We start from the raw sequence: 17,124 nt of genomic DNA, 5'->3' as shown, positions 1-17,124 counted from the left end.
GGCACCTGCGCGGGTACCCCACAGGCTCATGGAAGGGTAGGGGACGCGGACCGCTCAGGGCTGTTCGCCGCGGCGCGACGCGCCAGGTCCGCAGCACCCACCAGCCCGGCGTCCACCCCGAGCCGCGCCGCCAGGACCTGCGGCACCGGACGGTGACCGCGCCCCACGAGGTGACGGGCCAGGGCCGCGCGGGCCGGGTCCAGCAGCAGGTCCCCGGCCTCGCTCACCCCACCGCCCACGACCACGGTGCCCGGGTCCAGCGCGGCGACCACGCCGGCCAGACCGGTCCCCAGCCAGCGTCCGACCTCGACCATCACCTCCCGGCTGGCCGGGTCCCCGGCCCGGGCAGCGCGGGTCAGGTGCACCCCCTCGAGCAGGGCCGCGTCACCGCCGCAGGCTGCGCTCAGCGCGGCGGCGTGCGGACCCCCGGTACGGACGATCTCCTGGCCCTCCCGACGCAGCACCGAGCCGGAGGCGTACTGCTCCCAGCACCCGCGGTTGCCGCACTCGCAGCGCCGCCCTCCGGGGACCATCTGCTGGTGCCCGAACTCCCCCGCCAGACCGTGTCGGCCCCGCTGCAGCTCCCCGTTCGTGAGGATCGCCCCGCCGATGCCGGTGCCGAGGGTGAGCACGACCAGGTGGCTCTCGCCGACGCCGGCCCCGAAGCGGTGCTCGGCCCACGCCGCGGCGTGCGCGTCGTTGTCGACGAGCACGGGCCGCCCCAGCCGCTCCCGCAGACGGTCCTGCAACGGCTCGTCCCGCCAGGACAGGTGCGGCGCGAAGACGACCGTGCCCCGGCCCGCGTCGACGAAGCCCGCCGCGCCGACCCCGATGGCGCACACGTCCTGCCCGGCGGCCAACGGGTGGGCGGCCAGCTCCCGGGCCACGTCGACGATCACGGCCTCCACGTCGGCAGGTCCGGTGCGCCTGCCCGGTGTCCACCGCCCGCTGGTGGCCACGACCGTCCCGCCCGGGTCCACCAGACCCGCCTTGACCCGGGTCCCGCCGACGTCGATGCCGACGGCCAGCGCGCCGGGAGGGCTCACGCGCGCAGCGCGGCCAGGTCGGCCACGCCGATCATCCCGGCGTCGTTGCCCAGCTCCGCCACCACGAGCGGGGTCACCTCCCGGTGCCCCCGCCCGGTGAGGTTCCGGGCGAAGGCGGAGCGGGCCGGGCCCAGCACCAGGTCACCGGCCGCGGACACCCCGCCCCCGACGACGAACAGGTGCGGGTCCAGCACGGCGGCCAACGTGGCCAGCCCCTCGCCGGTCCAGCGGCCCACGTCCTCCAGGAGCTCCCGGGCGGCGGGGTCACCGGCCTGCGCCACCTCGGTGACCATCCGTCCGGTCAGGGCGCCCGGGACCCCTGCGCAGCGGTCGGACAGGGCACCGGCGTGCGGACTCCCCCCGGCGACCAGCTCCCGGGCCTCGCGGACGAGGGCGTTGCCGGAGGCATACACCTCCCAGCAGCCCTTGTTGCCGCAGCCGCACCGGTGCCCGTCCGGCACCATCCGCATGTGCCCGACCTCGGCGCCCATCCCGTGCGCGCCGCGCAGCAGCTCGCCGTCGATGACGATGCCGCCGCCGATGCCGGTCCCCAGGGTGACCAGCAGCATCTGCTCGACGTCGCGGCCGGCGCCGAACCGGAACTCGCCCCAGGCCGCGGCGTTCGCGTCGTTCTCCAGCACCACCGGCAGACCGGTCGCCCGCGTCACCCGCTCCCGCAGCGGCTCGTCCCGCCAGGCCAGGTTGGGGGCGAAGACCACCGTGTCTCCGGCTCGGTCCACCAGACCCGCGCAGGCCACCCCCACCGACCCCACCTCGGCGGCTTCGCCCAGCTGGCGGTCCAGATCGGCCACCACATCCGCCACCGCGGTGACGATGTCGTCCGGGTCCTGCGCCGGGGTCTGCCGGAGCGCACGGTGCAGCACCTCCCCCTCCGCCGAGATCGCGCTGGCCGCGATCTTGGTGCCACCGATGTCCACGCCGACGCTGATGCTCACGGGTCCGAGCCTAGCCCGCGGGTAGGGTGGGCCCGCCCGCGCACAGCCCACGCCACGACCTGGAGGTCACGTGAGAGAGGTGTCCGTCCCCCCGCTCGTCCCGACCGGGACGGTGGGCGGCATCGCGGACTACCCGGCCCGCTGGGCGCGGGTGGAGCCGACGCGGGTGCTGGCGAGCGTGCGCGGGGCCGACGGGTGGCAGGACCTCACCGCGGCGCAGCTGCACCGCCGGGTCGGCGCCCTGGCGAAGGGGCTGGTGGCCGCCGGGATCGAGGTCGGCGACCGGGTCGCGATCATGAGCCGCACCCGGCTGGAGTGGACGCTGGCCGACCTGGCCCTGTGGACCGTCGGCGCGGTACCGGTCCCGGTCTACGAGACCAGCTCGGTGGAGCAGGTGAACTTCATCTGCCGCGACTCCAGGGCCGTCGCCATCATCGTCGAGGATGCACCGATGATGGCCACGGTCGCCCGGGCCAGGGAGGGCGTCGACACCCTGCGCGACGTCTGGCAGATCGAGAACGGGTCGCTGGAGGAGCTGGTCGAGGCCGACGCCGACGTGCCGGACAGCGCTCTGGAGGAGCGGCGAAGCGGTGTCCGGCGCGACGACCTGGCCACGATCATCTACACCTCGGGGACCACCGGACGCCCCAAGGGGTGCGAGCTGACCCACGACAACTTCATGACCCTCGCGGAGAACGCCGCCGAGCGGTTGTCGGTGATCGTCGGCGCACCGGGTGCGGCGAACCTGATCTTCCTCCCGCTGGCCCACGTCTTCGCCCGCTTCATCGAGGTGCTCTGCCTGCACTCCGGGGTGCGGATGGGGCACACCCCGGACCCGGGCACGCTGCTGGACGACCTGGCCACGTTCCGACCGACCTTCCTGCTGGCCGTGCCCCGCGTCTTCGAGAAGATCTACACCGCCGGTGAGCAGCGGGCGGAAGCGGCCGGTCGGGGGCGGGTCTTCCGCTGGGCCGCCGACGTCGCAGGCCGGTACAGCCGGGCGCTCGACACCGGGTCCGTCGGGTTCACCCTGCGGGCCCGTCGGGCCGTCGCGGACCGGCTGGTCTACGCGCGGCTGCGGGCGGCGATGGGTGGCCGGGTGCAGTACGCCATCTCCGGCGGGGCCGCCCTGGGCGAGCGTCTCGGGCACTTCTACCGGGGCGTCGGGGTGGTGGTGCTGGAGGGCTACGGCCTGACCGAGACCACCGCGCCGGCCACGGTCAACACCCCGGACATGATCCGGATCGGCACCGTCGGTCGCCCGTTGCCCGGGGTCTCGGTACGGGTGGACGACGCCGGGGAGGTCTGGGTCAGGGGGGTGGGCGTGCTGCGCGGCTACCACGAGGACCCGGACGCCGACGCCGCGGCGCTGCAGGACGGCTGGTTGCGGACCGGTGACCTGGGGAGCGTGGACGAGGAGGGGTTCCTGCGGCTGACCGGGCGCAGCAAGGAGCTGATCGTCACGGCCGGGGGCAAGAACGTGCTGCCCGGGCCGATGGAGGACCGGCTGCGTGCCCACCGGCTGGTGTCGCACTGCATGGTGGTGGGTGAGGGCCGCCCCTTCGTCGCGGTGCTCATCACCCTGGACGAGGAGATGGTGGCGGCCTGGGCGCGGCAGCAGGGTCTGGGCGAGCTGGAGCCCGCGCAGGTGCGGACCCACCCGGCGCTGCGTGCAGAGCTGCGGGAGGCGGTGGACGCCGCGAACGCCCCGGTGAGCCGCGGCGAGTCGATCCGCAGCTTCCGGGTGCTCGAGGACGACTTCACCGTCGAGAGCGGCTTGCTCACCCCCTCCCTGAAGCTGCGGCGGGCCCACGTGGACGAGCGCTACCGCGAGGAGATCGAGCAGCTCTACGCCACCCGCCGAGGGTGATCGGGAGCCACTAGCCGGTGGCCGACCGTTCCGGGGCGGTCCGCGCCACGGCGCCACGGGCCTGCTGCGGGGTGACCAGGCCGGCGCGCACGAAGGCGCCTACGGCGCTGAGCTCGTCGCTGTCCAGCGGCGCCGGTGCGCCGCGGTCGGCGTGCTCGGCGTGGTCGTCCTCGCGTCCGTGCAGGTAGTGGTCGCTGTCGGTGCCGATGTCGCCGGTCCCGGGCGAGCGATCCCGCACGGCCGGCTCCTGGAGCCAGACCTGCCCGAGGAGCGGCACGAAGCAGTCCCCGCAGTGGCGACCGCGGACCGGACAGGTCTGGCAGTCGATCACGGTCGTGGATCCGCCGGGCGGCGTGGGTGGGGTCGTGGGGTACATGGGTCCACCTCCTTGTCCTGACGAGACGCTAGGGGTGGGCACCGACAGACCCCGCCTGCCCGGCGTGACGGCCTGCCTGCGGTGCTCTGTCGGTGCCCCCGTCTACGTTCGTCGGTATGCAGATGGTTCAGGAGACGTTCGAGGACCTGGGGACCTCCCTGTCCGACGTCACCTTCGTGGTCGTCGACCTGGAGACCACCGGCGGGTCACCCTCCGGGTCGCAGATCACCGAGATCGGCGCGGTGAAGGTGCGCGGCGGCGAGGTGCTCGGGGAGTTCCAGACCCTGGTGCGGCCGAGCACCCCGATCCCGCCGTTCATCAGCGTGCTGACCGGGATCACCAACGCCATGGTCGGCGACGCCCCGCCGATCTCGACCGTGCTGCCGCAGTTCCTGGAGTTCGCGGCCGGCAGCGTGCTCGTCGCCCACAACGCGGGTTTCGACGTCTCCTTCCTCAAGGCGGCCGCGGCGGAGACCGGCCACCGGTGGCCGGTCTTCGGGGTCGTGGACACCGTGCGGCTGGCCCGTCAGCTGGTGCACAAGGACGAGGCCCCGAACCACAAGCTCGGCAGCCTGGCGGCGCTCTTCGGGGCGACGACCACCCCGGACCACCGCGCCCTGCACGACGCGCGGGCGACGGTGGACGTGCTGCACGCCCTGATCGGGCGGGTGGGGAACCTGGGGGTGCACACCCTCGAGGAGCTGCGTTCCTACAGCTCACGGGTGAGCACGGCCCAGCGGCGCAAGCGGTTCCTGGCCGAGGCGATGCCCGCCGCCCCGGGGGTCTACGTCTTCCGCGACGGGCAGGGCCGCCCGCTGTACGTGGGCACCGCCACCGACCTCCGCCGCCGCACGCTCACCTACTTCACCGCCTCGGAGACACGGCGCCGGATGGCCGAGATGGTGGGCCTCGCCGAGTCGCTGACGCCGATCGTCTGCGCCACCACCCTGGAGGCGTCGGTGCGCGAGCTCCGGCTGATCGCCGAGCACAAGCCGCGCTACAACCGGGCGTCCCGGCACCCCGAGAAGGCCCTGTGGGTGAAGCTCACCGACGAGCCCTTCCCCCGGTTGTCCGTGGTGCGCTCGGTGACCCAGGACGGGTCCCACCACGCGGGGCCCTTCTCCTCACGGCGCAGCGCCGAGGCGGCGGTCACCGCCCTGCACGAGGTGGTGCCGCTGCGGCAGTGCACCTCCCGCATCTCGGCCCGCCGCCCGGGGACCACCGCCTGCGTGCTGCTCGACCTGGGCCGCTGCGGTGGGCCGTGCATCGGGGCGCAGAGCACCCAGGACTACGCCGGCATCGCCGAGCGGGCGGCCAGGGCCCTGGTGGGGGGCACCGCAGAGGTGGTCGCCGAGCTGCGCGAGCGCCTGGACACGCTGGCCGAGCAGGAGCGCTTCGAGGAGGCCGGCACCCTGCGCGACCGGATGCTGGCCCTGGTCCGTGCCGCCGCCCGCGCGCAGCGGCTGCGGCCGTTGCTGCGCACCCCGCACCTGGTCGCCGCCCGGCGTCGTGAGCGTGGCGGGTGGGAGCTGGTCTGCGTGCGGTTCGGGCGCCTGGCCGGGTCCACCGTCAGCCCTCCCGGCGCCGACCCGATGCCCTACGTCCAGGCGCTGCGGGACACCGCCGAGGTCGTGGTCCACGACACGTCCGGCACGGCCCTACCCGCCCACCCGCAGGAGACCGAGCTGGTGCTGCGCTGGCTGGAGTCGCCCGGGACCCGCCTGGTCGACCTCGACGGGGAGTGGACCTGCCCGGTCGGCGGCGCCGGCGCCAGCCGTGCAGAGCTGGAGGAGCAGACCAGCCGGTGGTCCGACCGGTAGCCCTTCGGCGTCACCTGCGGTCGGTCAGGAGTCCAGGCCCAGCGAGAAACCGGCCTCGAGGTCCGCGGAGGAGTAGCTGCGGAACGAGATGTGCGTCGTCGTCTCCTGGACGCCCGGCACCTTGTTCAGCCGGTCGGCGATGACGTCGGCGAACTGCTCGTGCCGCGACACCCGCGCCACGGCGATCAGGTCCACGTCCCCGGTGACGGAGTACACCTCACTGATCCCCTCGATCCCGGCGATCTCCCGTGCGGCCTCGGGGATGCGGGCTACGTCGGCCTTGATCAAGACGATGGCGGAGATCACCTCACCACTCTAGCCCGTCCGCTCAGCCCCAGCCGAGACGGTGGAGGCGGTCGTCGTCGATGCCGAAGTGGTGCGCGATCTCGTGGACGACGGTGATGGCGATCTCGTCCAGCAGCTCCTCCCGGTCCTCGCACATCCGCAGCAACGGACCGCGGTAGACGAAGATCCGGTCGGGCAGCTGCATCCCCATCCCCAGGTCGTCACGTTCCGTCAGCGGTATGCCGTCGTAGAGACCGAGCAGGTCCGGCTCCCCCGGCTCGGGCTCGTCCTCGACCAGGAAGACGACGTTGTCCAGATGGTCCATCAGCCCCTCGGGCACCAGGTCCAGCGCCTCCCCCACGGCCTCCTCGAACTCCTCCCTGGACATCTCCAGCTCGGCGCCCTCCCCGGTGGCGTGCCGATGCGGCTGTGCCCCGCCGTCCTCGTCGGGGGCGGGGCACAGCCAGGTCGGGTCCGGGTCAGCGATGACGGGGCGCCTGCACCGCGGATCCGTGCTCGTCGACGAAGTCGTCGTCACCGACGCTGTCGTTCACCGGGATGCCCAGCTGCGGCGTCGCGGAGGACTCCAGGGCCTCGTGCTCACCGTGGTGATGGGCAGCGGCCAGCTCGTGCGGGGTGACCGCTGAGACCGTGTCCTTGTAGAAGAAGTGCGAGACCGCGTTGCGGGCGCTGGTCAACGGGGACCGCTGACGGGCCACGCCGCGCTCGTCGACGTCCGCCCCCTCGGTGAGTCCCAGCGGCACCGGGCTGTCGTAGGCCACCAGGCCCCAGCGCTCGTACTCGTCCAGCGGCTCGTGGGCCTCGAAGAAGTTGCCGTCCGCGGTGCGCACGATACGACCGGTCTCGTTGCCGTGCAGCACCCGCTCGCGGTCGTGCTGCTGCAGCGAGAGGCATAGCTTCTTCGTGACCAGGAAGGCCACCGGCGGGAGCACGAAGAACAGCACCCGGAACAGGATCGTCAGGTCGTTGATCGACAGGCCCAGCTTGATGGCCAGGATGTCGTTGATGCAGGCCAGCGCCAGCACCAGGTAGACCGAGATCGCGGCGACGCCGATGCCGGTGCGGACCGGGGCGTTGCGCGGGCGCTGGAGCACGTGGTGCTCGCGCTTGTCGCCGGTGATCCACGCCTCGAGGAACGGGTAGACACCCATGATGATCCAGACCAGGGGCAGCAGCACCAGGGAGCCGAGGAAGATGTTGAAGCTCCACACCGTGTCGAACACCGTGAACTCCAACCACCCCGGCAGCAGCCGCAACGCACCGTCGGAGAACCACATGTAGAAGTCCGGCTGGCTGCCGGCGGTGACCTGGGTCGGGTCGTAGGGGCCGTAGACCCAGACGCCGTTGATCTGCACCAGCGCCGAGATCAGCGCGGTGATGCCGAAGACGACGAAGAAGAAGCCACCGGCCTTCGCGGCATACACCGGCATCACCGGGAAGCCCACGACGTTGTCGTCGGTCCGCCCCGGACCCGGGTACTGGGTGTGCTTGTGGATGACCACGAGCGCCAGGTGCAGCACGAAGAGGCCGACGATGAGGGCGGGCAGCAGCAGCACGTGCGCGATGTAGAGCCGCGGGATGATCGCCTCGCCGGGGAACTCGCCGCCGAAGATGAAGAACGTCATCCAGGTGCCGATCACCGGCGCCGACATCATGAAGCCGTTCATCGCGCGGATGCCGGTGCCGGAGAGCAGGTCGTCCGGCAGCGAGTAGCCGGCGAAGCCCTCGATGATGGCCAGCAGGGAAAGCACGACGCCGATGACCCAGTTGAGCTCGCGCGGCTTGCGGAACGCGCCGGTGAAGAAGACGCGTGCGGCGTGCAGTGCGATACCGACGATGAAGAAGAGGGCCGACCAGTGGTGCAACTGGCGGATCAGGAGCCCTCCCTTGACCTCGAAGCTGATGTCCAGGGTCGAGGCGTAAGCCTCGGACATGCCGACGCCCTTGAGCGGGACGTAGGAGCCGTCGTAAGTGATGTGACCCAGGCTCGGCACGAACCACAGGGTGAGGAAGGTGCCGGTGACCAGCGCGATGATCATCGAGTACATGGCGATCTCACCGAGCAGGAAGCTCCAGTGGTCGGGGAAGACCTTCTTGAACGCGAACCGCATCCCCTTGGCGGCGCCGACCCGTTCGTCGGCCCAGACCAGTGCACCCGGGAACTTCGCGTCCGGGGACGCCTGGTCGGTCTGGCTCTGCGGGGCCGGATCCTGCACACCGACATTCTCGGTGCGCAGGTGGTCGGCGCCCTGGGGTACCTGGCTCATGACTCGTCATCTCCCAACAGGCCCGGGCGCTCGCGCTCCCAGAAGCTCGGCCCGACAGGCTCGCGGAAGGGGTCCGCGGCCACGATGTAGCCCTCGTCGTCCACGGTGATCGGTAGCTGCGGCAGCGCTCGCTTGGCCGGGCCGAAGATCACCTTGCAGTCGTCGGTCATGTCGAACGTCGACTGGTGGCAGGGACAGAGGAGATGGTGGGTCTGCTGCTCGTACAGCGCCACCGGACATCCCACGTGCGTGCAGACCTTGGAGTAGGCGACGATCCCGTCGTAGCCCCAGTCCCGCTGCTTCTGGCTCTTGATCAACGAGGGGTCGAGCTTGACCAGGATCACCTGGTCCTTGCCCTTGGAGATCATCGCCTCCTCGGCCCCGTGCTCGTCGAAGGCCTCATGACCCACCCAGCCCTCGGGCATGATGTGGAACACCGAGCCCTGGGTGACGTCGGCTGCCCGAACGGGCGCGCCGGACGGGTCGATCATCAACCGCAGGCCGCGCTCCCAGTTCGTCTGGTAGAGCTCCTGCCGCGGGCGCGGTCCGAGACCGGCCACGGTGGGGAGCACCACCGGGAGGGCGAAGAGGCTCAACGCACCGCCCGCTGAGGCCAGCAGCAGGGGTCGTCGGTTCAGCTGCGAGCTGCGCCAGCCGTGCGACAGGTCCTTGGCGACGGCCGCGCGGTCGTCCTCGCCGGAGGCCTGCGGGTGCCGCTGCTCGATGACCTCCTCGTCCGGCATCAGGGTCTTGGCCCAGTGGATCGCTCCCAGGCCGATCCCGAGCAGCGAGATGCCCATGGTGATGCCCAGGGCCAGGTGGAAGAGGTTCATCTCGCCGACGCCGAGCAGGTAACCCCTGGCCTGCGGGTCGACGGCGAAGTAGGCGACCACGAAGGCCACCGAGGCCACGGCCGACAGCCCGAACATGACGACGACCTGCAGCTCGGCGCGCTTCGCGGCCTTGGGGTCGACGTCGGCGCGACGCGGCACGTGCGGCGGGAGCCCGGGGTTGGCGAAGCGGTCGGTGCCGGCGACCTCGCTGCCGGGGCGGACCGCCGGCACGTCGGCCGGGGTGCCGTGTCCGGAGCCGGCGTCGCCGTGCTGACCGTCGTTGGGGGTCGTCATGCTCAGGCCGCCTTCCGTCCGAGCCACACCGCGGCCGCGATGAAGGCGAGGATACCGAGGGTCCAGGCGAAGAGCGCGTCACCGGCCGGGCCGAGGCTGCCGAGCGTGTGACCGCCCTCGTCGTTGGCGCCGTCCTCGATGGACTTGAGGAACGCGATCACGTCGCGCTTCTCCTCGGGGGTGATGTTCTGGTCGTTGAAGACGGGCATCGACTGCGGCCCGGTCACCATCGCCTCGTAGATGTGCTGAGCCTCCACGTTCATCAGGGTGGGCGCGTACTTCCCGCGGGTGAGCGCACCCCCCGTACCGGAGGAGTTGTGGCACATCGCGCAGTTGGTGCGGTACACCGCGCCGCCGTTGGCCACGTCCCCCTGGCTGTAGTCCAGCCACTGCTCCTCGGGCACGTCCGGTCCGGGCGCGAGCGAGTCGATGTACGCCGCCATCTGGGCGATCTCCTCCTCGCTGAAGTGCACCTGCGAGATGTTGCGGGCCGCCTGCACGTCCGGGCCGGGCAGCGGCATCCGACCGGTGGCCACCTGGAAGTCCACGGCGGCGGCACCGACGCCGTGCAGCGACGGTCCAGCTTCCCCGTTGCCCTCGGCGTTGGTGCCGTGACAACTGGCGCAGTTGCCCAGGAAGAGCTGGCGACCTGCCTCGATGTCGTCGGTGGACATGGTGGTGCTGGACGTCCCGGGCGGGGCGCTGGGCTGCAGCGCGGCGTAGGCGGTGCCGGTGAAGCACAGCCCCAGGACCAGGAGCACCAGCAGTGCCATCGGGCTGCGGCGGCGGGCGGCGAGGGAACTCACTCGGCGGTCCTTCCGGGGTCGGGTGCTCCGAGGAGCGTCGGCTGCGACAGGGCGGCTGCGCGGGGACATGGACGTCACTGCAGCAGGTAGATGACGGCGAACAGGGCGATCCAGACGACGTCGACGAAGTGCCAGTAGTAGGAGGTGACGACGGCGCCGGTGGCCTGGGCGTGGGTGTAGCGCTTCGCGGTGAAGCTGCGCCCGATGATGAGCAGGAAGGCGATCAGACCGCCGGCTACGTGCAGACCGTGGAACCCGGTGGTGATGAAGAACACCGAGCCGTACGGGTCCGCGGTCGGGGTGACGCCCTCGCTGGTGAGCGTGGCGTACTCCCAGACCTGACCGGCGATGAAGGTGGCGCCGAAGAGGTAGGTCAGCGTGTACCACTCGCGCATACCCCAGCCGGTGTCCCCCAACGGGTTGCCGATGTGGAACAGGCTGCCGGTCCGGTGCGGGATGCCGCGCTCGGCCTTCCAGACGCCGAACTGGCACCACAGGGAGGAGATGACCAGGATCATCGTGTTGATCGAGGCGAAGACCACGTCGAGGTACTCGGTGCGCTCAGCCCACATCTCCGGGGAGACCGAGCGGATGGTGAAGTACATGGCGAACAGACCAGCGAAGAACATGATCTCGCTGCCCAGCCACACCATGGTGCCGACGGCGACCATGTTCGGGCGGGTGGCCGGGCCGTGCGCGGTCGCGTGGAACCGCTCCGTGTCGGTCATCGTTGCTGCAGGTGTCGTCGCCACCCTCCCATGATAGGCCCCCGTCGGAGGGGGCCGCGCTACCCCCCTGCCGCGTGCCGTGACCGCGGTCGTGCGCCCCTGGGGCGGCTCGGTACCATCGTCGTCATGACCTCTCCCGCGGCCCCCTCGCAGCCTGGAGGAACCGGCACCAGCACCTCCTCCCCCACGTCGATCTCGGTCCTGCTGTACAGCAACGACCGCAGTGTGCGAGACCTCGTGCGGGTGGCGGTCGGCGACCATCCGGCCGAGGACGTCGTCGTCGAGCGGTGGCAGGAGTGCGCCACCGCCGACATGACGCTGATGGAGGCGCACGCCGGGGGCTACGACCTGCTCATCCTGGACGGGGAGTCCCAGCCCTACGGCGGGATGGGGGTGTGCCGTCAGCTCAAGAACGAGCTCTTCCGGTGCCCGCCTGTGCTGGTCCTGACCGGGCGTCCCGGTGACGGCTGGTTGGCGACCTGGTCGCAGGCGGATGCCGTCCTGTCCCGCCCGCTGGACGAGGCGCGGCTGACGGCCGCCGTCACGGACCTGGCGCGACGGTGACCCCGGTGGCCGACCCCGCCTCCGACGCGGGTGCCGCCACCACCCGCCCCACCTGGCCGGACCTGCTCACCGCGCTCGTCGCCGGTGAGGACCTGAGCGAGGCCACCGCCGCCTGGGTGATGGACCAGGTGATGTCCGGCTCGGCGACCGACGCGCAGCTGGCCGGCTTCCTGACCGCGCTGCGCGCCAAGGGCGAGACCGCCCAGGAGATGGCCGGGCTCTCGCGGATGATGCTCGAGCACGCCCACCGGTTCACCGTGGGTGGCCCGACCATCGACATCGTCGGGACCGGCGGCGACCGGGCGATGACCGTCAACATCTCCTCGATGTCCGCGATCGTGATGGCGGCCGCCGGTGCCCGGGTCGTCAAGCACGGCAACCGCGCCGCGTCCAGCCGGTCCGGCTCGGCGGACATGCTCGAGGCCCTGGGGATCCGTCTCGACCTCTCCCCCGACGAGGTGGAGCGGGTGGTGCACGCCTGCGGCATCACCTTCTGCTTCGCGCTCACGTTCCACCCCTCGATGCGGTATGCCGGCAGCGTCCGCCGCGAGCTGGGCATCGGCACCGCCTTCAACTTCCTCGGCCCGTTGACCAACCCCGCCCAGCCCCGCTACACCGCGGTGGGCTGCGCGGACCTGCGGATGGCGCCGCTGCTGGCGGAGGTCTTCGCCGGGCGCGGCACCCAGGCGGTCGTCTTCCGTGGTGAGGACGGCCTGGACGAGGTCACCCCCGCCACCACCACCCGCGTCTGGTGGGCGGCGCAGGGCCGGGTGCAGCACTGGACGCTCGACCCGGAGCGGCTCGGTCTGCCCCTGCATCCGGTGGACGCCCTCCGGGGCGGCGACGCCGAGCACAACGCCGCCGTCACCCGCTCCCTGCTCGCCGGTGCGACCGGCGCCGTCCGGGATGCGGTGCTGCTCAACGCGGGCACCGCGCTGGCCCTGCTGGAGGCCGGCGAGACCGGTCGCCACCCCACCTCGGAGGAGGAGCTGCACGACGCGGTGCGCGACGGCCTCGCGCGGGCCGCGGGCGCGATCGACAGCGGCGCCGCCGCCGGCACCGTGGACCGGTGGGTGGACGCCACCCGCTGAGCGCCACCGGGTAGCGTCGTCGCCATGCGAGCGATCATGGTGGAACAGACCGGCGGCCCCGAGGCCCTGACGACGGCCGAGCGCCCGACCCCCGAGCCGGGACCGGGCCAGGTACGCGTCGACGTGGCCGCCTCGGGCGTCAACTTCATCGACATCTACCACCGGTCCGGTGCCTACCCGATGCAGACCCCCTTCCTGGTGGGCAGCGAGGGTGCGGGCACCGTCTCGTCGCTGGGCGAGGACGTCACCGGGCTCCAGGTCGGGGACCGGGTCGCCTGGGCGATGGTGCCGGGCGCCGGGTATGCCGAGCAGGTGGTCGCGCCCGCCGACCGGCTGGTGCCGGTCCCGGACGACATCGACCTCGAGGTGGCGGCCGCCGTCATGCTGCAGGGGATGACCGCGCACTACCTGGCGAACTCCACCTTCCCCGCCGAGTCGGGGCAGACGGCCCTGGTCACCGCCGCCGCCGGTGGGGTGGGCCTGCTGCTGTGCCAGCTCCTGCACCGCAAGGGCGTGCGGGTCATCGGCACCGTCGGCAGCGAGGAGAAGGTGGAGCTGGCCCGGGGCGCCGGCGCAGACGAGGTGGTGCGCTACCGCGAGACGTCCTTGGTGGACGAGGTGCTCCGGCTGACGGACGGGGCCGGGGTGGACGTGGTCTACGACGGCGTCGGCAAGGACACCTTCGAGGCGGGGATCTCCCTGCTCCGCCCGCGCGGGACGATGGTGCTCTTCGGGGCCGCCAGCGGGCCGGTCCCGCCGGTGGACCCGCAGTCGCTCAACCAGGGGGGTTCCCTGTTCCTGACCCGCCCCTCGCTGGCCCACTACGTGGCGGACCGTCAGGAGCTGCTCGCCCGCGCGGACGAGCTGCTGCATCTCATCGCCAAGGGCGAGCTGGACGTGCGGATCGGTGGCCGCTACCCGCTGGCCGAGGCCGCTCGGGCGCACACGGACCTGGAGGCCGGGGGCACCACCGGCAAGCTCGTCCTGGTGCCCTGACGCCGGAACGACATCGCGAGAGGCCCGGGGAAGATCTCCCCGGGCCTCTCTGCGTGTCCGACGTCGTCGGCCCGTGCGTACGTCCAGCGGTCGGCCGGCTCAGACCGCCTTCTCGCCGCGGAAGAACTCGTAGGTCCAGCCCAGGATGGCGACCATCAGGAAGGGCGCCGCACAGATCAGCAGCCACCAGCCGACGGCCAGCCCGAGGGCGGTGACCGAGATCGACAGTCCCAACCAGAGCGGCCACCAGGAGTAGGGCGCGAAGTGCCCGTAGTCCCCGGCCGCGTCGGCGATCTCACCCTGCAGGTCGTCCTCGGGACGGCTGTCGGTCTTGCGGCCGGTCATGTACAGGTAGAACGTGATGAAGGCGGTGAAGAACATCGTCAGCAGCAGGCCGATGATGCCGACCCACTCACCCAGGTCGGTGAAGTAGGCGTAGACCACCGTCATCACCGCGAAGAACGGGATGAGGGACCCGAAGACCTTGACCTCGGTACGCATCAGCGCTCCTCCCCCGTGCGGCCACCCGTGTCGGTCCCGGTCCGCCCGTCAGGGTCGGTGTCCGGTCCACCCAGCAGCTGTTCGGCGACGCCCTTGTCCGGCTCGGCCGACTCCAGGGTCCCGATCTCGGGGTGGTGCAGGTCGAAGGCCGGGCGCTCGGAGCGGATCCGCGGCAGCTGGGTGAAGTTGTGCCGCGGCGGCGGGCACGAGGTGGCCCACTCCAGCGAGGTACCCCAGCCCCACGGGTCGTCCACGGTGACCTTCGGGGTGGAGAAGCTCTTCCACACGTTGTAGAAGAACGGCAGCATCGAGGCGGCCAGCAGGAACGAGGAGATGGTGGACAGCTGATTCATCCAGGTGAACCCGTCCTCGGGCATGTAGTCGGCATACCGGCGGGGCATGCCCTCGACACCCAGCCAGTGCTGGATGAGGAAGGTGCCGTGGAAGCCCAGGAAAAGCATCCAGAAGTGCAACTTGCCCCAGGCCTCGTTGAGCATGTGCCCGGTCAACTTGGGCCACCAGTAGTAGTACCCGGCGAACATCGCGAAGACCACCGTGCCGAAGACCACGTAGTGGAAGTGCGCCACCACGAAGTAGCTGTCGGTGATGTGGAAGTCCAGCGCCGGGCTGGACAGGATGATGCCGGTCAGCCCGCCGAAGAGGAAGGTGATCATGAAGCCCACCGCCCACAGCATGGGGGTGTCCATCTTCACCGATCCGCGCCACATGGTGCCGATCCAGTTGAAGAACTTCACCCCGGTCGGCACGGCGATGAGCATGGTCATGATGGCGAAGAACTCCAGCAGCACCGCGCCGGTGGCGTACATGTGGTGCGCCCACACGGCGACGGAGAGGGCGGCGATCGCCATCGTCGCCATGACCAGGGTCTTGTACCCGAACAGCGGCTTGCGCGAGAAGACCGGAATGACCTCGGAGATGATGCCGAAGAAGGGCAACGCGATGATGTAGACCTCTGGGTGCCCGAAGAACCAGAACAGGTGTTGCCACAGCATGGCCCCCCCGTGCGCGGGGTCGTAGATGTGCCAGCCGAAGATCCGGTCGACCGCCATCCCGAAGAGCGCGGCCGCCAGCACCGGGAAGACCACCAGCACCAGGATCGAGGTCACCAGGACGGTCCAGGTGAAGATCGGCATCCGGAACATCGTCATCCCGGGGGCGCGCATGCAGATGATCGTGGTGATGAAGTTCACCGCACCGAAGATCGTCGCGAAACCGCTGACCGCGAGGCCGACGACCCACAGGTCGCCGCCGAGGCCGGGGCTGTGCGTCGGACCGGCCAGCGGCTGGTAGGCGAACCAGCCGAAGCTGGCGGCACCGCTGGGCGTGAGGAACCCGCCGACGGCGATCAGGCTGCCGAAGAGGAACATCCAGAAGGCCAGCATGTTGAGCCGCGGGAAGGCGACGTCCGGGGCCCCGATCTGCAGCGGCAGCAACGCGTTCGCGAAGCCGGCGAAGAGGGGGGTCGCGAACATCAGCAGCATCACCGTGCCGTGCATGGTGAACATCTGGTTGAAGACCTCGGGGTTGTCCACGACCTGCAGGCCGGGGACGAAGAGCTCGGCGCGGATGACCAGCGCCATCAGGCCGCCGAGGATGAACCACCCCATGGTGGTCACGAAGTAGAGGTTGCCGATGACCTTGTGGTCGGTCGTGGTGAGCACCCGCACCGCGTTGCGCACGAAGGAGCTGCGCTCGTGGACCGGGCTCCGCTGGGCGACGGCGGGTCCGGTGCCCGGACGCTCGGTGGTGATCGCCATCAGTTCCTCATCTCCTCGGGCAGCTTCTCCACCTGGTCCGGCTGCAGCGGGTAGAGGTCGAGCTCGGTGCCGAGCTGCCCGGTGTTGCCGGCGGCCTCCAGGTCGGCGATGAAGGCGTCGTACTCCTCCTGGGAGACGACCTCGACCTGGAACAGCATCTCGGAGTGGTAGGCGCCGCAGAGCTCGGCGCACTTGCCCTGGAAGGTGCCCTCCTCGGTGGTCGTCACCTGCAGGATGTTCACCCGCCCGGGGACCATGTCCAGCTTCTGCAGGAAGTTGACCACCCAGAACGAGTGGATGACGTCGCGGGAGGTCAGCACGAACTCGACCCGGCTGTCGACCGGGAGAACCATCGTGGGCAGCGTCTCGGGCAGACCCTCCTCGCCCAGGTTGAGGTCCTGCGCCTGCTGACCGGAGACGTAGACGTCCTCGTTGACGTAGTTGAAGTCCCAGCTCCACTTCTTGCCGGCGACGTTCACCACGACGTCCGGCTCCTGCTCGGTGTCCAGCATCGCGTTCTGCAGGTTCACGGTCTGGCCGAAGAGCGCGGCCACCATGAAGATCGGGACGACGGTGTAGAGGATCTCGAAGGGCACGTGGTAGCGGAACTGGGTGGGGACCTCGTCGTCGCTGCGCCGCCGGTAGGCGAAGACCGCCCACAGGATGAGGGCCCAGACCAGGACGCCGACGGCCAGTGCGGCGATCCAGGTGGAGTTCCAGAAGCTGATCACGTCGGGGCCAACCTCGGTGGCCGGCTCCGGCATGAAACCCCTGCTCACCGCTTCCCCGCACCCCGACAGCAGCATCGCGGCGGACGCGGCAGCGATGACGACGGGCACCCGCCGACGGGTCCGGGGCCGAGCCTCCTCAAGCCGTCGCACTGATCCACCTC

At 71.2% G+C, this 17,124-nt stretch carries 17 protein-coding genes; 5 read left to right on the top strand and 12 right to left on the bottom strand.

From position 1 onward, the window contains the following. Nucleotides 1–26 precede the first annotated feature (26 nt). Both ACI3EY_RS05170 and ACI3EY_RS05165 read right to left on the bottom strand, forming a co-directional pair. Nucleotides 27–1,046, bottom strand: a complete 1,020-nt coding sequence (locus ACI3EY_RS05170; RefSeq protein ID WP_405037814.1) for an ROK family glucokinase — start codon at nt 1,044–1,046, stop codon at nt 27–29. After that, the gene (locus ACI3EY_RS05165; protein ID WP_405039638.1) at nt 1,043–2,002 is read right to left on the bottom strand and encodes an ROK family glucokinase; all 960 of its coding nucleotides are present in this window, start codon (nt 2,000–2,002) and stop codon (nt 1,043–1,045) included. The genes ACI3EY_RS05170 and ACI3EY_RS05165 overlap by 4 nt, the downstream gene beginning before the upstream one ends. A gap of 70 nt (nt 2,003–2,072) precedes the next feature. Between ACI3EY_RS05165 and ACI3EY_RS05160 the strand changes: the two genes are divergently transcribed. Further along, the gene (locus ACI3EY_RS05160) at nt 2,073–3,872 is read left to right on the top strand and encodes an AMP-dependent synthetase/ligase (RefSeq protein WP_405039637.1); all 1,800 of its coding nucleotides are present in this window, start codon (nt 2,073–2,075) and stop codon (nt 3,870–3,872) included. Nucleotides 3,873–3,882: 10 nt separating this feature from the next. Here ACI3EY_RS05160 and ACI3EY_RS05155 read toward each other — a convergent pair whose 3' ends face one another. Then, complete coding sequence (locus ACI3EY_RS05155; RefSeq protein ID WP_405037811.1) at nt 3,883–4,248, bottom strand: hypothetical protein; 366 nt, start codon at nt 4,246–4,248, stop codon at nt 3,883–3,885. A gap of 116 nt (nt 4,249–4,364) precedes the next feature. Here ACI3EY_RS05155 and ACI3EY_RS05150 point away from each other — a divergent pair, with 116 nt between their 5' ends. After that, the gene (locus ACI3EY_RS05150) at nt 4,365–6,068 is read left to right on the top strand and encodes a DEDD exonuclease domain-containing protein (RefSeq protein ID WP_405039636.1); all 1,704 of its coding nucleotides are present in this window, start codon (nt 4,365–4,367) and stop codon (nt 6,066–6,068) included. A gap of 24 nt (nt 6,069–6,092) precedes the next feature. On the opposite strand, the gene ACI3EY_RS05145 is transcribed toward ACI3EY_RS05150, so the two are convergent. The 6 genes from ACI3EY_RS05145 to ctaE all read right to left on the bottom strand — a co-directional run bounded on the left by ACI3EY_RS05145 (nt 6,093) and on the right by ctaE (nt 11,302). Continuing rightward, nucleotides 6,093–6,374 (bottom strand): Lrp/AsnC family transcriptional regulator, encoded by a 282-nt coding sequence (locus tag ACI3EY_RS05145; protein WP_405037809.1) that lies wholly within the window; start codon nt 6,372–6,374, stop codon nt 6,093–6,095. Between the two features lie 22 nt (nt 6,375–6,396). Next, the gene (locus ACI3EY_RS05140; protein WP_405037808.1) at nt 6,397–6,741 is read right to left on the bottom strand and encodes a metallopeptidase family protein; all 345 of its coding nucleotides are present in this window, start codon (nt 6,739–6,741) and stop codon (nt 6,397–6,399) included. Nucleotides 6,742–6,832: 91 nt separating this feature from the next. Next, the gene (qcrB, locus tag ACI3EY_RS05135; protein ID WP_405037807.1) at nt 6,833–8,641 is read right to left on the bottom strand and encodes a cytochrome bc1 complex cytochrome b subunit; all 1,809 of its coding nucleotides are present in this window, start codon (nt 8,639–8,641) and stop codon (nt 6,833–6,835) included. Further along, nucleotides 8,638–9,768: a cytochrome bc1 complex Rieske iron-sulfur subunit gene (gene qcrA / locus ACI3EY_RS05130; protein WP_405037806.1), complete on the bottom strand. Its 1,131-nt coding sequence runs from the start codon at nt 9,766–9,768 to the stop codon at nt 8,638–8,640. The genes qcrB and qcrA overlap by 4 nt, the downstream gene beginning before the upstream one ends. A gap of 2 nt (nt 9,769–9,770) precedes the next feature. Further along, nucleotides 9,771–10,574, bottom strand: a complete 804-nt coding sequence (gene qcrC / locus ACI3EY_RS05125; RefSeq protein ID WP_405037805.1) for a cytochrome bc1 complex diheme cytochrome c subunit — start codon at nt 10,572–10,574, stop codon at nt 9,771–9,773. A gap of 74 nt (nt 10,575–10,648) precedes the next feature. Beyond that, nucleotides 10,649–11,302 (bottom strand): aa3-type cytochrome oxidase subunit III, encoded by a 654-nt coding sequence (gene ctaE / locus ACI3EY_RS05120; RefSeq protein ID WP_405037928.1) that lies wholly within the window; start codon nt 11,300–11,302, stop codon nt 10,649–10,651. 126 nt (nt 11,303–11,428) lie between these two features. Between ctaE and ACI3EY_RS05115 the strand changes: the two genes are divergently transcribed. Genes ACI3EY_RS05115 through ACI3EY_RS05105 form a run of 3 tightly spaced genes read left to right on the top strand, consistent with a single transcriptional unit; the run spans nt 11,429 to nt 13,953 of the window. Further along, a complete protein-coding gene (locus ACI3EY_RS05115; protein WP_405039635.1) occupies nt 11,429–11,866 on the top strand; it encodes a PleD family two-component system response regulator in 438 nt (145 codons plus the stop codon). Beyond that, on the top strand, nt 11,863–12,957 hold the full coding sequence (gene trpD / locus ACI3EY_RS05110; RefSeq protein WP_405037803.1) for an anthranilate phosphoribosyltransferase: 1,095 nt from the start codon (nt 11,863–11,865) through the stop codon (nt 12,955–12,957). The genes ACI3EY_RS05115 and trpD overlap by 4 nt, the downstream gene beginning before the upstream one ends. A gap of 24 nt (nt 12,958–12,981) precedes the next feature. After that, the gene (locus ACI3EY_RS05105) at nt 12,982–13,953 is read left to right on the top strand and encodes a quinone oxidoreductase family protein (RefSeq protein ID WP_405037802.1); all 972 of its coding nucleotides are present in this window, start codon (nt 12,982–12,984) and stop codon (nt 13,951–13,953) included. 99 nt (nt 13,954–14,052) lie between these two features. Here ACI3EY_RS05105 and ACI3EY_RS05100 read toward each other — a convergent pair whose 3' ends face one another. From ACI3EY_RS05100 to ctaC, 3 genes are read right to left on the bottom strand one after another with little or no spacing between them, the layout of a single operon-like run. Continuing rightward, on the bottom strand, nt 14,053–14,454 hold the full coding sequence (locus tag ACI3EY_RS05100; RefSeq protein WP_405037801.1) for a cytochrome c oxidase subunit 4: 402 nt from the start codon (nt 14,452–14,454) through the stop codon (nt 14,053–14,055). Then, nucleotides 14,454–16,232, bottom strand: a complete 1,779-nt coding sequence (gene ctaD, locus ACI3EY_RS05095) for an aa3-type cytochrome oxidase subunit I (RefSeq protein ID WP_405037800.1) — start codon at nt 16,230–16,232, stop codon at nt 14,454–14,456. The genes ACI3EY_RS05100 and ctaD overlap by 1 nt, the downstream gene beginning before the upstream one ends. After that, nucleotides 16,232–17,113 (bottom strand): aa3-type cytochrome oxidase subunit II, encoded by an 882-nt coding sequence (ctaC, locus tag ACI3EY_RS05090; protein WP_405039634.1) that lies wholly within the window; start codon nt 17,111–17,113, stop codon nt 16,232–16,234. The genes ctaD and ctaC overlap by 1 nt, the downstream gene beginning before the upstream one ends. Nucleotides 17,114–17,124: the final 11 nt, after the last annotated feature.

The organism is Serinicoccus shuyuelongi (assembly GCF_045032955.1).
Lineage (GTDB): Bacteria > Actinomycetota > Actinomycetes > Actinomycetales > Dermatophilaceae > Ornithinicoccus.
The sequence above is the reverse complement of the archived record's forward strand: the minus strand, read 5'-3'. Positions and strand labels throughout refer to the sequence as shown.